The sequence below is a fragment of the Pantoea sp. GbtcB22 genome, assembly GCF_019091025.1.
Classification (GTDB): Bacteria; Pseudomonadota; Gammaproteobacteria; order Enterobacterales; family Enterobacteriaceae; genus Pantoea; species Pantoea leporis.
On the sequence record NZ_JAGXKB010000006.1, the window covers coordinates 168915 to 188952 of the forward strand.

A 20038-nucleotide genomic window follows, 5' to 3' on the forward strand; every position below is an offset into this window, starting at 1 on the left:
CGACTCCGGCCACATAATAACAACACAGCTTCTTCAGGGTGAATCATGAGTAAACTCGGGTTTTACCTGCTGCTGCTGGTGCTTGCACCGGTGGCGGCGGTAATTGTCATCACGCCTATGGACAGCCAGAAGCAATATATATTTGGCTTAATCAGCATCGGGATGATGTTTTTACTGGGCTTCAGCAAAAGCCGCAAAATAACCATCGTTATGGTTATCTTATCCGCGCTGATGTCGACCCGATATATCTGGTGGCGTACTACGGAGACGCTGCAATTCAATTCTGAGATTGAAGCGATTCTCGGTATCGGCTTATATCTGGCCGAACTGTATGTCTGGCTGATCTTAATTCTCGGCTTCCTGCAAACCACCTGGCCATTAAAACGCACCATCGAACCTTTGCCGGATGATACCAGCCTGTGGCCGACGGTGGATATCTATGTTCCGACCTACAACGAAAGCCTCGATGTGGTGCGTGATACCGTGCTGGCGGCGCAGTGTATTGATTACCCGCGTGACAAGCTGAAGGTCTATTTGCTGGATGACGGTAAGCGCAGTGAGTTTGCGGTATTTGCCGCCGATGTTGGCGTGGGTTACATCACCCGTGACGACAATAATCACGCTAAAGCCGGTAACCTCAACCACGCGATGAAGATCACCAAAGGTGAGCTGATTTGCATCTTCGACTGCGATCACGTGGCCACGCGCACCTTCCTGCAGGCGACGGTCGGTCCGTTCCTGAAAGATCCAAAGCTGGCGCTGCTGCAAACCCCGCACTACTTCTATTCACCGGATCCGTTCGAGCGTAACCTGCGCGCGGCGCGCAGCATCCCGAACGAAGGTTCACTGTTCTACGGCCCGGTGCAGCAGGGTAACGATAACTGGAACGCCACCTTCTTCTGCGGTTCTTGTGCGGTGATTCGCCGTAGCGCGCTGGAAGAGATCGGTGGTTTTGCGGTGGAAACCGTGACCGAAGATGCGCATACCGCGCTGAAAATGCAGCGTCGCGGTTGGGGATCGGCCTTCCTGGCAATTCCGCTGGCGGCCGGTCTGGCGACCGAGCGTCTTGGCCTGCACGTCGTGCAGCGTAACCGCTGGGCGCGCGGCATGACGCAGATCTTCCGCGTTGATAATCCGCTGTTTGGCCGTGGATTGAAGTGGCAGCAGCGTCTGTGCTACCTCAACGCCATGCTGCACTTCCAGTTTGGCTTGCCGCGCGTGGCGTTCCTGACGGCACCGCTGGCCTACCTGCTGTTTAACCTGAATATCATTCATTCGTCAGCCTCGCTGATTTTCGCCTACGTCCTGCCGCATCTGGTGATGTCGCTCTACGTCAACTCGCGAATGAACGGCAAGTTCCGTTACACCTTCTGGGGCGAAATCTACGAAACCGTGATGTGCTTCCACCTCGTCATCCCAACGCTGCTCACCATGCTGGCGCCGAAGCGCGGTAAGTTTAACGTAACGGATAAAGGCGGCCTGCTCGATCAGGGCTTCTTCGACTTCCACATCGTGCGTCCACATGTGATTGTCGCGGTGCTGCTGTCGATCGGCATCATCGCGGGCGTGGTGCGCGCTACTGCGCATGACTACTTTGGCGTCGATCCTTACGTTATTGCGCTCAACGTCGGCTGGGCGGTATTCAGCCTGGTTATCCTGATGGCGGCGATTGCCGTGGCGCGCGAAACCAAGCAGGTGCGTAAAACCATCCGTATTGAAGTGCAGATTCCGGCGGTGATTCACTACGCCAGCGGCATCTCGTCACGCACGAAAACCAGCGATCTGTCGATGGGCGGCGCGCAGTTGGATGCGCCGGACAATCGTCACGAGCACGATGAAATTGAAGAGATCGATCTGCTGCTGAAGTCGGGCACCATCACCATTCCGGTGAACAAAATCTCCGGCGATGAGGAGAGCATCCGTCTGCGCTTTGGCGATATGCCGCTGTCGCGCCGCCGTGAGCTGGTGCGCGTGGTACTGGCGCGTGCCGATGCGTGGATTCAGCCGGAGTATAAGCAAGACAATCCACTGGTTTCGCTTGGCACCATTATTCGTACCGTCTTTGAGCTGTTCTGGCTGACCTGGAAAGATCGCCGTGAGAAGCGTAAGCGTGACAACCAGCCCGCAGTAAAAGAGGACAGCGCTGCATGAAGAATTTGACGCAAAGGTTGCTGGCAAGCTCGCTGGCAACGGCGCTGCTGCTCGCGCCAGCGTGGGCCGAAACCCCGCCAGTCACTCAGGATAGCGCTGCACTTTCAGACGTGCCGCCGCCGCAAGGCATCGAAAATACTGCCGATCCGCAGCTGCAACAGGCAGCGGGCGCTGCACCTTATGCGCCAGCGGAAACCGCACCGCAAACCGCTCCCGAAACCGCACCGGAAGCCGCATCGACAACGGAAAACGATGCGCCTGCTGAACCTGCGCCCAGCGAACCTGCTGCCGCACCAGAAATGGTGCTGCCAACGGTAGCGCCAACCGCACCGGCGATGATGCCAGAAACGTCTTCCGTGACGCTTAACCAGCCAATCAGCAGCACCGTTTCGGTGGCGCAAATGGGCCAGCCGCGCGGCATTACGTTGACCGGCGGCCAGCTGCAATCCGGCATCATGTTCACGCTGCCCAGCGATGAAGTGATCACCAACGCGCGTCTTAATCTGTCGCTGCGCGTCTCGGCGGCGCTGGCCGCGCGTAACACCTCGCTGCAGCTGATGCTGAACGGTCAGCCGCTGGGTACCTTGCCTTTGGGCGCCAGCGACAGCGATGTCAGCGATTACCAGCTGGATATTCCGGCGGCGATGGTGGTGTCCAGCAATAACCTCAGCTTCAAGATTAACGATGCCGACAAGCTGCTGTGCGAGAAAGAGAGCGCGCAGCAGTATCAGGTGTCGATTTTGCCGAAAACCACGCTGAGCCTCGAAGGGCAGCAGCTGAACATCGGCACCAGCCTGCGTAACTTCCCGCGTCCGTTTATCGATGCGCAGCGCATGACGCCCGCCAGCGTCACTTTTGGCTTTGCCGCCAATGTCGCGCCGGACAGCATCAGCGCCGCTGCGCTGGTGGCATCGTGGATGGGCATTCAGTCGGATTATCGTGGCATCCGTTTCCCGGTGGTGCGCGGCGATCTGCCTGAACACAACGGCATTCTGGTCGGCCATCCGGGCGACAAAATTGGTACCGTAACCTTGCCAGCCACCAGTGGTCCGCTGTTGCAGGTGATCGATAACCCGAACAATCCGGTCTACAAACTGCTGCTGGTGGTGGGCGCAAATGACGATCAGCTACGTCAGGCCGCTAACCGTTTAACCACTCAGCCGTTGGCGACCGATGCCAGCAGCCTTAACGTGCAGCCGCAGCCGATAGGTGAACGTAAGCCGTATGATGCGCCGCGCTGGATCAACACCACGCGCCCGGTGCGTTTGAGCGAACTGCTGCGCAAAGATCAGAGCCTGACCACCACCGGCATCTGGCACGATGCGCTGAGCGTCAACTTCCGCGCGGCGCCAGATCTGTTCCTGTGGGATGGCGACACCATTCCGGTGGAGCTGCACTATCGCTTCCCATCCGAAAGCTGGATTGATGAGGACAACTCGTTCCTCAACGTCATGATTAACGGCACGTTCCTGCGCAATCTTACGGTGAATAAAGTCGGCTTGCTGGAGAGCGCCTGGCATCGGCTGGGCGGCGACGCGCGTCAGGAGCATTACACCCTGAAGCTCGAACCGTACCTGATTTACGGTGACAACCAGCTGGCGCTTTACTTCAACATCAAGCCGAAAGCGGATGCGCCGTGTGGCGTGCTGCTGAACAACAACATTAAGAGCCGCATCGAAGAGGATTCGTGGATCGATCTGAGCCATACGCGCCACTTCACCATGCTGCCAAATCTCTCTTACTTTGTTGGCGCTTCGTTCCCGTTCTCGCGTCTGGCGGACTTCTCGCAGACCACGCTGCTGTTGCCGGAACAACCAAGCGATGCGGAGATCGCCACGCTGCTGGATATGGCCTCACGCGCCGGTAACGCTACCGGCGTACCGCTGCTGCAAAATCAGGTGCTGTTTGGCCTGCCAAACGGCGGCACCAACATGACGCGCCTGCAGCAGAGCGATCTGCTGGCGGTCAGCACCACGCAGAACAACGACTTCAACCAGGCAATGCTGGCCAACACGCCGTTCGATACCAGCGGCAACACGCTGGGCGTGAAAGAGCCCACCACCTGGGACAAACTGCGTGGCTGGCTGACCGGCGACTGGTATCGCCAGCCGCTGGATGCCGATCGTTACTTCTCCTCCAACGAAGCGTGGCGCGGCTTTGTCAGCTATCGATCGCCGTGGAACCCGGATCGCTTAGTGGTGATGACGGTGGCGACCAGCGATCAACAACTGCTGCGCCTGCATGAAGATTTGAATTCCGCGCGCATTAACGCCGGGATTCGCGGCGATACCGCCATCATCACCGATGAGAACGGCATCCGCAGTTTCCGCGTTGGCCCGCAATTCCCGAGCGGCGAAATGCCGTGGTACATGATGGTGGTGTGGTATGCCAACCAGCACTCGGTGCTGATGGCGCTGGCGGCGCTGCTGCTTTCAGCGTTGGTCGGCGGCGGTGCGTGGGTGATGCTGAAACGTCATGCGTGGCGTCGTCTCAACCCAAAAGTTGATAGCAAGTCCGGCAAGAAGTAAGGATAAAAACAATGAAAAAACATCTGTTAAGTGCCGGTATTCGCCATGCCTTGATTCTGGGTGGCGCGCTGACGCTCTCTCAGTCGCTGCTGGCGGCGGAGAGCAGTAATCCTGCGTTACAGGCGCTGTTCGATCAGGCGGCTTACTGGCACCAGAAAGCGCATGACGATTTGGCCAAAGCCTCGCTGCAGAAAGTGCTGATGGTTGAGCCCAACAACACGCAGGCGCTCTATCTGCTGGCGCTCTATTCACAGCAGAGCGGCGGCACAGCGGAAGCAGCGCAGTGGCGTGCGCGCCTGAGCGCGGCCTCGCCGAACGATCCGCATCTCACCGAGCTGGATAACGCCCGCCAGCTGCAAACCATTCCGCAGGCGCAGCTGCAGTTAGCGCGCCAGCAGGCACGCAGCGGCAACATCGCGGCGTCGCTGCAAACCTGGCGTAACACCTTCAGCGGCAACGAACCGCCGCCGAGCGTGGCAGCCGAATATTATCTGACCATGGCGGGCGATCGTTCGCTGCTGCCGCAGGCGGTTGAAGCGCTGCGTCAGTTCTCCGCCGATCATCCGCAGGATACCGGCGCCAAGCTGGCGCTGGGTAAAGCGCTGACCTATCAGGAAGCAACGCGTCGTCAGGGTATCGATGTGCTCGGCAGCCTGGCAGACGGCAACAAAGAAGCGGACCGTTCGCTGCGTCAGGCGCTGTTGTGGCTGGGTCCGCAGGCGTCCGATGCGTCGCTGTATCAAACCTGGCAGCAGCGCCATCCGCAAGACAACGCGGTGCTGGATTACTACCGTAAAAACGTTGGCGGTGCGGAGAAGGGCGCAGGCTTTACCGCGCTGAACAGCGGCGACGTCAGCAACGCGCAGAACAACTTTGAGAAAGTACTGCAAGCTAACCCGCAAGATGCGGATGCGCTGGCCGGTATGGGCTATGTTGCCCAGCGCGCCGGACGTTATGCCGAAGCGGCGGATTACCTGACGCGCGCGGCGCAGATGGGTGGCGATCAGAGCGATACGCGCCAGAAGCAGGCCGCCGATGCACGTTTCTACGCGCAGCTGGCCTCCGCGCAGCAGGCGCTGAAAAATGGCGACAGCGCGCAGGCGTTGGCGCTGAGCGAACCGCTGGCGCAGGCCGACGGTGAGAAAGGCGTCTCCGCCAAACTGTTCCGCGCCGATGTGCAGCGTCGCAGCAATCAGCTCGATCAAGCGGAGCAAACCTATCGCGCCATCCTGCAAAGCGATGCCAATAACCGCAACGCCAAAGAAGGCTTGTTTTATGTGCTGCGTCAGCAGAACCGGGGCGCAGAAGCCAACACGCTGCTGGCATCACTGCCCGACAGCGTGCGTCAAAGCGTGGCACCGCGCGGCAGCAGCACCGATCCAATTCGTGCCCAGGCCAAACGTGAAGTGGCGGCGGGCAATAACAGCGCCGCCATCGCCACCTTGACCTCGGGTATTCAGCGCTATCCCAACGATGGCTGGCTGCGTCTCGATCTGGCACGTCTCTACCGCGCGCAGGGCAATAACATGATGGCGGCCAATATCATGCAGCCCACTATGCGCAGCGGCGCCAGCACCACCGAACTCTATGCAGGTGCGTTAAACGCCAGCGAAAGCAGCGCGTGGCAGCAGGCGAGTCAGTTGCTGTCTCGCATTCCCAACAGCAGCAAAAACAGCGATATGCGCGAGCTGGCGCAGCGCGTCAACTTCAACCTGCAGATGGCTACCGCCGATCAGTATCTGGCGCAGGGCTCGAACGCGGCAGCGGCCAACACCCTGCGCGCGCTGGCCTCTACGCCGCCCGCCAATCCGGTGGATGCCGGTAACCTGGCGCAGAAGCTGGCGAAAGCCGGCGATCTCACCAGCGCGGTGTCCGTGGTGCGCAGCAATATGCAGCGCGGCATTCAGGGCAATGCCGGTGATTACGCCGCGCAGGTGGCGGTGCTGAATCAGGCCGGGCTGAATACCGAAGCGCAGAGCTTCCTCAGCAGCCCGGAACTGCAGGCACGCAGCACGCCAACCCAGCTGGCGGGCATCCGCAACGGCTACGTGATCAACGAAGTGGATCGTCTGCGCGAGCAGAACCAGTACGCCGCCGCTTACGACAAGCTGGTGGGCGCGCTGCAGCACGATCCGCAGAACCGCGATCTGATGTTCGCCATGGCGCGACTCTACCAGTCCGGCAAGATGAACAAAGAAGCGGGCGTGGTATACGACTACCTGATGACGCAGGATACCCCGACGCAAGACGCGCGCACCGGCGCCATCAACGTGGCGCTGGCGCAGAATGACGTCAACAAAGCCAATACCTTAACGCGCGGCCTGCGCAACGAGCAGTCACCGGATCGCTTGCTGCTGTTAGCCCGCGTGGCCGAAGCCAACGGCGAACACAGCCAGGCGATGAGCTACCTGCGCACCGCGCGCGGTCAGCTGATTGGTCTGCAGGGCGCAGAAACCGGCAGCGTGCCAAGCGTAGGTGGTCTGGCGCTGGCCGACAATCCGTTTATCAATCGCGGCACCTCGCCGGTGGGGCGTACGCCTTCCAGCTATGGCGCGGTGATGCCGTGGCAGTCGGCACCGGCGGCTACCAGCAGCGCCGAAGGCGTGACGCTGGCGAGCAACACCCCGGCGGTTCAGCAGAGCCAGACGCTGCGCCAAATCGACAACATGATGGATGACCTGCAAGAGAAAACCGGCACCTGGGTGCAGGGTGAAATGCAGGTACGCGGTCGTGATGGCGAATCAGGCTTGAGCAAACTCACCGAAGCCAAAGCGCCGCTCACCTTCTCCACCGTGCCGTTTGGCGAGTCGCGCTTCGACTTCACCATGACGCCGGTTTCCCTCACCGCCGGCAGCGCCGGTGGCGACGCATGGCGTCGATTCGGCACCAACGCGCTGGTGCAGGGCAATGTGGTTGCCACCGGTGCGGCGAAAATTGATGATACGCCCAACTCCACCACCGATTCGCAATCCGCGACCGGCGTGGAGCTGAACATGGCGCTGAAGGGCGACAGCTACAAGATTGACCTCGGCAGCACGCCGCTGGGTCAGGACTTGAGTACGCTGGTTGGCGGCGTGCAGTGGTCGCCGAAGCTGACCGACTTCCTGACGCTGATCCTTACCGGTGAACGCCGCGCGATGACCGACAGTTTGCTGTCGTATGTCGGCGTCGAAGACAAAACCAGCGGTAAACGCTGGGGCCGCGTGACTAAAAACGGCGGTAACGCCTTGCTGAGTTACGACAACGGCGATGCCGGTTTTTATGTCGGCGGCGGCGCGTACAGCTACATCGGCGAAAACGTGGCAAGCAACAACAGCGTGCAGGCGACCGCAGGCGCGTATGTGCGTCCGTATCACCTCGACGATCGCGAGCTGAAAGTCGGCATGAGCTTGTCGTGGATGGATTACTCGAAAAACCTCAGCTACTTCAGTTACGGTCAGGGCGGTTACTTCAGCCCGCAGAACTATGCGTCGGTGTCGTTCCCTATCGAATTCAGCCGCAAGTTTGACGATCTGAAAGTGAACGTCGGCGGTTCGGTGGGTTATCAATCCTACAGTCAGGATAAGAGCGCCTACTTCCCGAATAATCCGTCGTTGCAGGCGCAGCTGCAAAGTCTGGCCGATCAAGGCTACGTGAAGGATGCGTTCTACAGCGGCGACAGCAAAAACGGCATTGGCTACAACCTGCATGCCGGTGCGGATTATAAAATCAACAAAGATGTCACCGTGGGCGGTCAACTTGGCTACGACACCTTTGGCGATTACAACGAGAGCACCGCCAATCTGTACTTCCGTTACATGTTCGGAGATTACTAATGAGTGAGCAAGTAACCGCACGCGTCAGCCATCCGCATCAGCCGGGCTGGTTTGATTTGGTGAGCGCGATGATTGAGAGCATGCTGGACAACGCGGGCGAGGAAGCGGAAGGCTTTCTCAACGGTGTCGGCGTATCGCTGGCAACACGCTATCCTTTACCCGACGCGCGCACCGTGCAGGATCTGGAGCGTGAAATGAATTTGCAGCTGGCGCGATTTAACTGGGGCTTTGTGCAGTTACAGCCGCAGGAGAATGCCATTCTGATTCAGCACCACGCGCTGCCGCAGGGCGACAGCAACGTCGGTGTTGAACGTTGGCAGCTGGCGTTGAGCGCGGTGCTGGCGGGCGTGTATGCGCAGTGGCTGCAGGCACAAGGCGGCAGCGCGGCGGTGCCGGTGACGCTGGAGAACAACGACGGCGGCACGCTGCACTATCGATATCAATAGGATGCTGTAATGAGAGTGATGCGGTTCTGGCGTCAATGGATGCTGTGTTTCATGGTGATGTTTTTTAGCGCTCAGGCGGCCGCAGATGGCTGGAGTACCTATAAAAGCCGTTTTATGGGCAGCGATGGCCGAATCAGCGATACGGCCAACAACAACGTTAGCCATACCGAAGGGCAAGGCTACGGCATGTTGCTGGCGGTGGCGCATGACGATCGCGCCACTTTCGATCTGCTGTGGCAGTGGACGCGCAGCCATCTGCGTAATCCGCAAAACGATCTGTTCTACTGGCGCTACACGCCAGGCGCCGCCGATCCGATTGCCGACAAAAATAACGCTTCCGATGGTGATGTCCTGATTGCCTGGGCGCTGCAACGTGCGGCACAGAAGTGGGGCGGCGATTATCAGCAGGCCTCCGACCGCATTCAGCGTGCGATCGTGAAGCTGAATGTGATCAGCTACGGCGGACATAAAGTGATGCTGCCGGGCGCGCAGGGCTTCAACAAAACCAGCTACGTGGTGCTTAATCCCTCCTATTTCCTGTTTGAGGCCTGGCGCGAATTTGCGGAACACAGCCATCTGCGTATCTGGAATGAGCTGATTGATGACGGCATGGATTTGCTGGGTGAGATGCACTTCGGCAAAACCGGCCTGCCGCTCGATTGGGTGGCGCTGAATGCTGATGGTTCTGTGGCACCGGCGGTCGGCTATTCCAATCGCTTCAGCTATGACGCGATCCGTATTCCGCTAAATATCTGGTGGTACGACCCGCAAAGCCTGCGTCTGGTGCCGTTCCAGCGTGTCTGGCAAGGTTCGGCGCGCATGACCACGCCCGCCTGGTATGATGTGTTGGGCAACACGCCAGCGCCGTACAACATGGAGGGGGGATTGATTGCGGTGCGCGATTTAACCCTGGGCCAAACCCAGTATCTCAATGACACGCTGGCAGCGGATCAAAACTACTTTTCCGCCAGCCTGCAGCTGCTGACCTGGCTGGCATATCAGGAAAAGCGCTAAATCTCATTTTTGGCCTGGTCGACATAAATGACGGCCAGGCCATATTTTCCAGCCTTGTCTGAATCTCATTTCATTGCGCTGCTTATCTTTGATTTCTTGAACGCGATCAAAATGGCAGCACTGACACACATGCAAATTTGTCATGCTAAAATGTATAGACAAAAGTGTATGGTAAAATGCAAACGGAACTTGAATTTGAGTGGGACCTTAGCAAAGCAGAGTCTAATCACCGCAAGCATGGCATCCGCTTCGAAATTGCCGTGCGCGTGTTTGATGATCCTTTTCATCTGTCTAGCCAGGATCGTTGTGAGAATGGCGAATATCGCTGGCAATCAATAGGTAATGTTATGGGCCATATTATTATTTTGGTGGCCCACACGGTACGTTTCGAGCAGGGCACTGAGATTATTCGCATCATTAGTGCACGTCCTGCCACGCGCAATGAGAGGAGACGCTATGAGCAAGGTTAAGTTTAAACGCAGCGAATTACCGCCGCTTTCGGATAGCCTGCAATCTGAACTGGACGCGCTGAGTCAAAAGCCGGATAGCGAGATTGATTGCGGTGAAATCGCCCCGTTAAATGAACGTTTCTGGAACAGGGCTTCCAGCGGGCGATTTTATCGTCCAATTAAAACGCAGGCTTCAGTCAGAATTGACGCGGATGTGCTTGAGTGGTTGAAAGCGCCGGGTAAAGGGTACCAGACGCGTTTGAACGCCATTTTGCGCGCGGCAATGCTGCGCGAATTAGAAAGCAAATAGTGCCCGGGCGGCTTTACAAGTTCGCCGCTATTTAAAATCCGCATACGGCGTCAGCGGTTGTGGCGGCATATCCATATCGCCATTCCAGCCGGACATTGAGTAGCGCATGAAAATCAAACCGTGGCTTGGGGTGTAATCTTTCGCTTGCTGTATATCCATCGCCAGGCCCACCGACCAATGCGGCGTAATGCGTCGCTCCACCAGCGCCTGCAGCGTGTAGCCAAAACCTCTACCCGAACTGCTGTCTGAGGTGGGATTCGACGCCAGCGTAAAGCCAGGATTGACCGGATAGCGCTGCTGCCCGTCGGTATGCGATTGCGACCAGGAAACCGAGCCGCCGAGATCAAACGACCAGTTCTCTGTGCGCTGGCGATAGGTCACCGGCAGCGACAGCGAGAAATATTGCTGCGGGCTGTAATAGCCGCCCTGACCGAAGGTGTAGTCGCTGAGATCCTTCTGGTAATGCCACAGCATACTGTTCAGGCCCACGGTGGCGCGGCGATTATCTTCATTAATCAGCTTGTAGTAATAGCCCGCCATCAGGCGCTCGCGGCTGTTATCCGCCACGTTATCACCGCTGAGTTGATGCGCACTGATATCGCCCCACACGCCATGCGCGCCGCCCTGATCATAACTCAGTCCGAGCGAGCCGCCGGTTGCCACCACGCCGCCCCAGGTTTTGCCGCCGTTCGCTGCGGGATCGCGCGCGCCTGCGTACGCCAGCAGCGAGCTGGAGATCGGTCGGCGTGATGCGGTGAACGTCAGGCCAATGTCTTTGACGTCGGTTTTCCAACTGACGCCGCCGACCCAGTTGCGGGTCTCGAAGCCGAGCGGCGTGGTGCCGAAGTCTGCCGACCAGCGATCGTTATGCCAGCCCACGCCCAGCGCGGTGCCTTCATCGCGCTGAGTAAAGTCGCGGCTGCATCCGCCGGAATTGTCATCGTTACAGCTGCCGAACTGCTCGCTGTGGCTGCCGTTACTGGTGGAGAAAGTGCCGGCTGAAACCCGCACATGATCGACACGTACAAAGCTGCGGCCATCGGCCAGCGGTGTTTCCGCCTGCATCATGGTGGTATGGGCGGTGAAATCGGATGTGCCGCCGTTGCCTTTGTTGCGCGAGTAATCCTGCTCCAGCGTGAACGTGGTGTCCTGCTGACGATAAAGATCGGCGGCGTCGCTGCGGATGCTGCGTTTCAGCCAGTCATCCTGCGCCTGATTGCGGGTTAATTGCGTATAACGATCGTTATCCTGTGGCACATCCGGGCTGATGCCGCTCGCGGCCATCGCCCGTTGATAATCCTGCTGCGCTGGTGCGGGTTGTTGCAGCTGCGTTTCCAGCCGCGCCGCATCGCGAAACACCAACGCTTTTTCCTGTGACGCGGCCTGTTGCGCCGCGCGGGTTTTCAGCTCAGCAAAAATCTGTTGAGCACGAACCGCATCGCCACTGTTCTGCCAGGCGAGCGCCACGCGCCGACCGCTGTTCACACTTTGCTGCGCCACGCCTGGCGGCAAGACTTGTAACGCGCGTTGCGCTTCAGCAGGGCGTTTTAAGGCGATCAAGGCTTCGATACGACCCAGCGCCGCATCGCCGTTTTTACGGTCTTGCTGCTGCACCTGTTGATAGCTCGCCAGCGCACTGCGGGCGTCGCCGCGCTCCAGCGCCCAATCGGCCAGCGTGATATCGCGGCGGATAGAAGCGGGTTGCTGTTGTAGTAATGCAATCGCCGCCGTTTCATCGCCGCGCGTGCGTAAATCACTGGCGCGGGTAAACACTTTGTCCTGCTCGAGACGATCGGCCAGCTCATGCATGTTGCTGTCCCAGCGCGCAGCGGGCAGGCGATGCAAGGTGGCCAGCGCCGCGTCATCGCGGTCGCCAGAAGCCAGCCACAGCGCCGACGCATACAGCGCTGTGGGTTCCTGTGGATGCTGGCGCACCATCGCGTCCATCACCTGCGCGCCCTGAGTTTCTTCGCCGCCGTTGCGCAGCGCGCCAGCCAGTCGATAAGCCAGCCAGATATCATCAGGATTCGCCTGCGCTACCTGGCGATACTTCTCCGCCGCCTGATGCCATTGGCCTTGCTGCGCCAGCGCATCGGCTTCGGCCATCAGCGCATCGGTGCGCAGCTGTAGCAGACGACGTTTCGCCGTGCTATTGCTGCGATCTAAGCGCAGCGCCTGCTGCCAATAACGCTCTGCCTGCGCAGAGTTTTTACGTGCCAGCGCCGCATCACCCAAGCCAATCAACGCCCAGCTATCGCGATTATCCAACCCTTGCGCGCTGCGGTAATAGCCTTCCGCCGCGGCGATATCGCCTTTTTTCAGCGCCGCATCACCGTTGTTGATCGCCAACCAGTAACGGTTGGTTTGCAGCAGCGACTGCCATTTGCCGATCTGCGTGCTGGCCTGACCGGCCTGTATCGCTTTCTCCAGCCAGCGAATGGCGGCGGCGCGATTGTTGGCTCGCGCCTGCGCCTGGCCCATCGCGCCCATCAATTCAGCATCGTTGGGATTGGCGGTTAGCGCGGCATTGAGCGCGGCAATCGCATTGGCGCCGCCACCGGCATCCACCAGCGCTAAGCCACGCATCCGCTGGCGATACGCCGGATCGGCGAGCAGTTGTTGCTGACGCGCCAGCTCTTGCTGACCGCGCTGCTGGGCATCGCCCTCGGTAAAGGTTTGCAGATATTGCTGCAGGCTGGCGACGCTGCTTTCGCTCACCGGCTGATTCTGGATCTGCTGTAGCCACAGCTCGGAAGCGGCATCGCGCCCGCCGTTGCGGTTGGCGAGACGACGCAACTGGGTGAAGGCTTCGGCCGGCTGATTATTATCAAACGCCATGCGCGCCAGCTGCAGTTCTACGCCGATGTTGCCGGGATAGCGCTGTTCCAGCGCCTGCAACTGTTGATACGCTTGTGGCTGCTGGCCGGGTAAACGCGCCACCAGCCGCCAATACTCCAGCTCGGTATTCACATCAGGGAACACGCCGTGGAACAGCGCGTCCCACGCGGCTTTGGCTTCGACAACATGCCCGGCAGTGGCCAGCAGTCGCGCCTGCTGCAGCTGCTGACGCCCTTCCGCAGTCACCAGACGCAATCCGGCTGCTGATTCACGCGTGGCGGCGGCATTCGGTGCCACGCGCTTCAGTTCATCCAGCAGTTTTTGCGCTTTGGCCTGGTCGCCCTGGCGCAGCGCCATGCGGATTTGCGCCGCCAGCACCTGCGGATTATCAGGATCGATTTTTTCCAGTCGATAGAGCGATTGCTGTACCAGATCGATTTTGTTGGTCGATTCGCCGGTACGAATCTGCATCAGCAGCCACTCAACCGGCGAAACCTGGGGACCGATCGGGGCGGCAGTCGCGCCGGCCAACACCCCGAGCGTGCTACTGATCAGCAATCCCAGCTGCAGCTTATTCATCGTCATCCAGCTCGGCCAGACGGCGACGGCTGACCATGCGCATTAAACGCCACGCCATCAGCGCAAACAGAACCACGACCACCACCGCGCAAATCGCCAGCCACACCGGATGGGTGGCCAGCAGATTCCACAGGCGTTCCCACCACGGCAGGTGACCGACGTAATAGGTATCGCCGACGCGGATGCTGTTAACGCCCGATTCACGGATCACCGTGGCGGTACCGAACACTGCCGCGCGTTTGCCGCTGTCGAGCAGCGCGTTATTCAGCAATTCCCAGCCGCGTGGGCTGTCGGCCAGCAATGCCACGACGCTGCGTTGATCGTTAAACGGTGACTGGAAGCCGACAATCGCGCCCATCGGCCCGCGTGAGCTAATGGTGGTTTGGCTTTCTACCGCGCGTTCACTGTCAGAAATCGGTACGTTAGCTGCTGCGTTGCTGCGTGCAGGCATGCTGATCCAGCTGCGGGCGGCATCGGCCAGCAGCGGGATCTTCGTGTCGTCCTGCAGATCCTGTGGAATGCCGCCGATCATCAACATATCCGCATCCGCCGATTTCGCTTTGCTCCAGTCATCGCTCATCTGCACGCGCAGCGCCGGATAACCGGTTTGTGCGCCGATGCTGCCGAGCGCATTCAGCAGCGTGCTGACTTCGTCATTGCTCGGCCTGGATGGCACCAGCACCAGCGTTTGCGCCAGATCGGCGTAGCGGCTGTACGGGAAACCGGCGTTTGCGAACGCGCCCAGCGACGGCATTTCGATGTAGTGACGATAGCCGGAGAAATCGATGCTCGAGGTATCGTCAATCACCACGTGATGTCCGACGGCGGTGACGGTTTCGCAGCGGCCATCGGCGGTACCGCCAATAAAGGTGTTGGCGTAATCAAAGTTAAAACGCAGCTGATTCACCACGCCGAGACGCAGCGCCGGAATGGTCAACTGGCGATTGCTGTCCTGCAAACCTTGCATCAGCGGGATGCGCATCAGCTGCTGACCGGCGCTATCTTTCTGCGTCAGCGGATAATCCTGCATGAACTGATTGTTGAGGTGCACCGCGAGACGCGAGCCATCCTGCTGAATCGGCGAGGTGTAGCGGTAGCGCAGATCCATATCGATGCCGCGCGCGCGCACCAGGAACAGATCCGGCGGCAGATTCAGCGTCAGGCTGATCGGATTCGGCTGCAAACCGTTGCCCTGTAGCTGGTTTTGATACTGCGTCAGCTCGGCAAAGGTGGTGCGGCGATCGGTGCGCACCCAGTTCGGCGCGTCGTACGGCTGGCGTGCGGCCAGCCGTTTTACGCTGTCGATGGTTGAGCTGTCGCCGCGCAGCAGCAGCTCGCCTTGCGCAATGCCTTCGACGGCGGTCAGCAGGTCATTATCGTCACGGCCGAGGATCAGCAGCATCTTCTCGTACGGATTGTCCGGCTGATTCACCATCTCCACCGTCGGTTTCTCCACTGGCGGCAGATCTTTCAGGAAGTCGGGGCGATGATCGTTGGTGGCAAACACCACCGCATGCTGCTCTTTGGGCAGCTGGTTATACAGCACCGGGAAAGATTGTCCGCGCCACTGCGCTTTGCTGCCAAACCAGGAAGCCAGAATCCCGGCCGCACGCTGTTGCAGCAGATTCGGCGGGGCGTTGAAGACCATCGGCAGCTGCAGCGGACGGCTGTCACGCGTATCTAAGAACGGCTCCGGGAAATGCGACAGATCGTTCTTCAGCGGCAGCTTCTGCAGCGTCAAATCGAGTTTGCTGGCTTTGCCGATATCCAGCCAGATGGTGCTGTTGGCCGGGTTTTCACATACGTTGGCATAGTGACCTACCAGCTCAAGCCGCACGCGGTTGAAGTCGCTGATAAAGCGCGGATCGATAGGGATTTGCGTTTGGTTCTCTTTGCCGAGCTGCTCGGCGGTGACCGTCACCAATCCCACCAGTTCATCGTTGAGATAGACTTTGAGCTGCGACAGCGTCGGAATCAGCGCCGGCGAGGGACGATAGCTCAGATTCAGCAGCGCGCGCGTCACCACTTCATCGCTGCGCACGCCGAACTCAATCTGGCTGCTTGGTTCGGTACCGCGCAGCGTCATGCTACCGGGCGGCGGAGCGACCTGATTAAACACCAGCTGGCTGTCACGCAGCGGCGCGTTGGCGTCGACCCGCGCGTTCACCTCCGGTAACGGCTGCGGCGCAGTCATGGCGCCAGAAGTCAGCGGCGCGGCCTGCACCACAGAGACGCAGCCCAGCAGCAGGGCGGTGAACCAACTCAGTTTTTTCGTCATGGTCATATCATCAACTTAAGTAAAATCGGCTTTGATCGTCGCAGGCTGGCGGTCAATACGCTGCGGTAGCAGTGTCGCCAGCCAACTCACCAACGCGGTGAGGCAACGGAATAAGCGGCGCAGCGGCGCAGGTCCATACTCGGCCAGACGCAGATAGCCTTTAAAACCCAGCACCATAATGTCGGCCAGACTTTGCACCGGTTTATCTTCCGGGAAGCCGTCCTGCCACAGCGCCCAGGTATCGGCGCGAGCGAAGGTGCACTGAATAAATTCAATGTGCTGGCGCGTCGTGAGTTGATGTAGGCGAATCCCGGCGCGACGGCCAAACACGCGCTGCACCTGACACGGGAAGCTGAACTCTTGCTGACCACGGCGCAGCAGCAGCGACACGGTTTCGTCCTCTTTCAGCGCATTGGCTTCGCGCAGCTCAACGCCCACGCCGCCGTCGGAATAGTCACGCAGCGTGCACGGCACCATGTGTCCATCTTCACGTGCGATGGCGGCAGGCATGGCGATTTCCACACGATGCGCTTCGCGGATCTGGCGCGCTTCAACCGATACCGCCACCGCGCCGCCGAGGATAATCATGTTGTAAATCACCCACACCAAACTGACCCAAATGGTGAGCATTTCGTTGGCCGGACCGTACGCCATGCGCCAGAAGGCCATGCCAATACCGGCGATATTCAGCAGCACCAGCATCATGTACGGCTTGGTAATCACCCAATCGAGATGACGTTCAGCCACCAAACCACCTTTGGCGGTAACGTTGAATTTGCCTTTGTGCGGATTAAACAGCGCCACCGTGGTTGGCCGCGCGATGTACCACGCCAGCACAGTTTCATACACTTCGCTCCAGAACGAATGTCGCCAGCGGCCCTGAATGCGCGAGTTGGTCAAACTGGTGTGCAGCATGTGCGGCAACACGTAGATGGCGATCGCCAGCGCGGGCGCGTAGATGATGTAGGCGTGGAACAGCAGAAACGCCAGCGGTGCCAGCAGGAAGATCAGACGCGGAATCCCGGCGAGAAAGTGCAGCATGGCGTTGGCGTAACACAGGCGCTGCACCAGCTTTAATCCTTTACCGAACAGCGGGTTATCGAGGCGGAAAATCTGCACCATACCGCGCGCCCAGCGGATACGCTGACCGATATGCGCGGACAAACTCTCGGTGGCCAGACCCGCAGCCTGCGGAATACGAATATATGCCGAGGTGTAACCCTGGCGATGCAGACGCAGCGAGGTGTGCGCATCTTCGGTGACGGTTTCTACCGCAATGCCGCCGATCTGATCCAGCGCAGTTCGGCGCAATATGGCGCAAGAGCCGCAGAAGAACGCCGCATCCCAGGTATCGTTGCCATCCTGCACCAAACCGTAAAATAGCGAGCCTTCGTTAGGCGTCTGGCGGAAACGACCGAGGTTACGTTCAAACGGATCGGGTGAGAAGAAGTGGTGCGGCGTTTGCAGCATCGCCAGCCGATGATCTTTCAGGAACCAGCCCATCGTCAGCTGCAGGAACGAGCGCGTCGGCACATGGTCGCAGTCAAAAATGGCAACATATTCGCTGCGGCACACGGCTTTCAAAGCATGGTTGATGTTGCCCGCTTTGGCGTGTTCGTGGGTGGGACGCACCACGTAATTGACGCCGACGCTGGCGGCAAACTCGCGGAACTCTTCGCGCGTGCCGTCGTCCAGCAGGTAGATATTGAGCTTGTCCTGCGGCCAGTCGATGCCCATCGCCGCGTAGAGGGTCGGTTTCACCACGCTCAGCGGTTCGTTGTAGGTCGGTACCAGAATATCGACGCTCGGCCACGAGGTGATTTCCGGCGGCATCGAGACCGGCTGACGATTGAGTGGCCACAGCGTCTGGAAATAACCCAGCACTAATACCGCCCACGCATAGGTTTCTGCACCTATCAGCAGCAAGCCAAACGTCAGGCTGATCGGGTCATCCCAGTTGAGGGTTTCGGTGTAGCGCCACCACAGATAACGGCAGGAAATCGTCAGCGATAACACGATCAGCATGATGGTGGACAAGCGGCCCGGCACGCGACGCACCAGCATCGCCAATCCCCATAACAGCAGCACGAAGACAAACTGCGTAGTGATGCCGAAGGGCTGCGAGATGCACAGCAGCGCCAGCAGGCTGGCGACAATCGCTGCCACGATAAACAGCAGCTGCCGCAACCACGCGGGCAGCGCCTGAATACGTTGTTCGCTGCGCTGGGCGAACCGGTTTCGTTCCAGCCGTGCCGGCAGCGCACCGAGCCACTGATAGAGCGGCTCGCGCCAGCGGAACAGCGGTTTGACGCTGAAACTTTTACGCGTGCGTTTATCCAGCGGCAATACCAGCATCAGCCACAGGCTTTGCAGTGCATAGCGCAGCGGGTCAAGCGGACGTGGGCGCAGCGGCGAAATTTGCGGGTAGTAACGTTGACGATGTTGCAGGATGCGCTGCCATCCCGGTGTTTCCAGCCGCAACAGCGACCACGCGAGTACGCACCACATTAAATGCAGCGCGATGGTGAAACGGCCCGCGCCATGCTGATGCGCCAGCTGAGCGCGGCGTTGCAGCGCCTGCCACGCTTGCGGCATCAGCAGCCAGCGTAATGGATTCACGCCGCGCCTCCCGGCACATGCAGCAGCAGCCAGTTAGCCAACGTGTTGATCTCTTCGCTGGCCAGCGCATGCGGCCGATATTCGCCCACCGGCTGTTTCATCATCAGCGCTTCCGCCAGCGCTTCATCGCGGTGAATCACTTGGGGAATCAGTTTTTTCAGCGAGCTGATCCACAGCTGATGCAGATCCTGCTGTAGCTGGCTGTTGGCGTTGAACTGGTTGATCAGAAACAGCGTGTGCGCAGGAAAACGCGCGTGATGCAGACGCAACTGACAGTTGGCATCCAGCGTTAGCACCTGCAGCAGACGATCGGCCGCGGTAACCAGGGATCGCTGCCACGGCAACAGATCCGCTGGCATGTCGAAAATAATCCAGTTGTAGTGCGATTTCAGGGCCGGTAGCGCGTGTAGCAGCGGTGCGGCAAATTCTGCGTTGATAGCGCTGATGCTGGCGTACTGTTGCGACGTGAGTGCGCCAAACGGCAGAAAATCCAGCCCTGCTTGATAGCGCTGCGCGCACTGCTGCCACGCTTGCTGTTCGAGCAGCGCGGGCGCCCAGCCCTGAGAGCGGTCGAGCGGTATATTAAAATGGGCAGCTAGCTGATTTACCGGGGAAAAATCGATAACCAGCACCGATTGCTGCAGCGCGTTAAGCGCCCAGCCGAGTGCGGCGCTCAGCGAGGTAGCGCCACAACCGCCACGCGATCCTTGTAATGCAATAACAGGCATTAACGTTCTGACTCCTGTGCGGCGCTTATTTCACGCAGCAATGGCCAGCGCGTCATAATGGTATTCAGTCGCGCTTCGCGGGCAATATCAATGTAACGAAATGCCTTGAGAGAAAAGGCATCACTCAAGGCAGTAATGTCATCGTGCTCTTCGCTGCTAGTCGCATTCGGCGAAAATGCATTCTCTGTTTTCATTATTTTTTTGCCACCAAAAAATCGACAACGGATGAATTGTGGTTTTATTTTTTGTAAAGTTTAAACCTGAAGTAAAGACAAATGCTATC

The 20038-nt window shown here is 59.1% G+C and carries 12 protein-coding genes; 7 read left to right on the top strand and 5 right to left on the bottom strand.

Translation table 11 applies throughout. The features are described 5' to 3' along the window. Window positions 1–45: 45 nt before the first annotated feature. The 7 genes from bcsA (KVT28_RS18505) (at window position 46) to KVT28_RS18535 (ending at window position 10713) form a co-directional block, all read left to right on the top strand. Complete coding sequence (gene bcsA / locus KVT28_RS18505) at window positions 46–2151, top strand: UDP-forming cellulose synthase catalytic subunit (protein WP_217549605.1); 2106 nt, start codon at window positions 46–48, stop codon at window positions 2149–2151. Beyond that, entirely contained in the window at window positions 2148–4679 is a 2532-nt protein-coding gene (gene bcsB, locus KVT28_RS18510) for a cellulose biosynthesis cyclic di-GMP-binding regulatory protein BcsB (RefSeq protein WP_217549607.1), read from the top strand. The genes bcsA (KVT28_RS18505) and bcsB (KVT28_RS18510) overlap by 4 nt, the downstream gene beginning before the upstream one ends. Window positions 4680–4690: 11 nt before the next feature. Beyond that, window positions 4691–8494, top strand: a complete 3804-nt coding sequence (locus KVT28_RS18515) for a cellulose biosynthesis protein BcsC (protein ID WP_217549609.1) — start codon at window positions 4691–4693, stop codon at window positions 8492–8494. Then, window positions 8494–8940, top strand: a complete 447-nt coding sequence (gene bcsD, locus KVT28_RS18520; RefSeq protein ID WP_008104594.1) for a cellulose biosynthesis protein BcsD — start codon at window positions 8494–8496, stop codon at window positions 8938–8940. Before KVT28_RS18515 ends, bcsD begins: the two co-directional genes overlap by 1 nt. A gap of 9 nt (window positions 8941–8949) precedes the next feature. Further along, window positions 8950–9954, top strand: coding sequence for a glycosyl hydrolase family 8 (locus KVT28_RS18525; protein WP_101763795.1), 1005 nt, complete (start codon window positions 8950–8952; stop codon window positions 9952–9954). 176 nt (window positions 9955–10130) lie between these two features. Further along, on the top strand, window positions 10131–10424 hold the full coding sequence (locus tag KVT28_RS18530; protein ID WP_110867898.1) for a BrnT family toxin: 294 nt from the start codon (window positions 10131–10133) through the stop codon (window positions 10422–10424). After that, window positions 10411–10713, top strand: coding sequence for a BrnA antitoxin family protein (locus KVT28_RS18535; RefSeq protein ID WP_101763793.1), 303 nt, complete (start codon window positions 10411–10413; stop codon window positions 10711–10713). Before KVT28_RS18530 ends, KVT28_RS18535 begins: the two co-directional genes overlap by 14 nt. 27 nt (window positions 10714–10740) lie before the next feature. Here the strand turns inward: KVT28_RS18535 and bcsC are convergent, their stop codons facing one another. The 5 genes from bcsC to bcsR are packed head-to-tail and all read right to left on the bottom strand — an operon-like array spanning window position 10741 to window position 19949. Further along, window positions 10741–14130, bottom strand: coding sequence for a cellulose synthase complex outer membrane protein BcsC (bcsC, locus tag KVT28_RS18540; RefSeq protein ID WP_217549611.1), 3390 nt, complete (start codon window positions 14128–14130; stop codon window positions 10741–10743). Continuing rightward, the gene (gene bcsB, locus KVT28_RS18545; RefSeq protein WP_217549613.1) at window positions 14123–16408 is read right to left on the bottom strand and encodes a cellulose biosynthesis cyclic di-GMP-binding regulatory protein BcsB; all 2286 of its coding nucleotides are present in this window, start codon (window positions 16406–16408) and stop codon (window positions 14123–14125) included. Before bcsB (KVT28_RS18545) ends, bcsC begins: the two co-directional genes overlap by 8 nt. 15 nt (window positions 16409–16423) lie before the next feature. Beyond that, window positions 16424–19027: a UDP-forming cellulose synthase catalytic subunit gene (gene bcsA, locus KVT28_RS18550; RefSeq protein WP_217549615.1), complete on the bottom strand. Its 2604-nt coding sequence runs from the start codon at window positions 19025–19027 to the stop codon at window positions 16424–16426. Next, the gene (bcsQ, locus tag KVT28_RS18555) at window positions 19024–19755 is read right to left on the bottom strand and encodes a cellulose biosynthesis protein BcsQ (RefSeq protein WP_217549617.1); all 732 of its coding nucleotides are present in this window, start codon (window positions 19753–19755) and stop codon (window positions 19024–19026) included. Before bcsQ ends, bcsA (KVT28_RS18550) begins: the two co-directional genes overlap by 4 nt. Further along, window positions 19755–19949, bottom strand: coding sequence for a cellulose biosynthesis protein BcsR (bcsR, locus tag KVT28_RS18560; protein WP_217549619.1), 195 nt, complete (start codon window positions 19947–19949; stop codon window positions 19755–19757). The genes bcsQ and bcsR overlap by 1 nt, the downstream gene beginning before the upstream one ends. Between the last annotated feature and the right edge of the window lie 89 nt (window positions 19950–20038).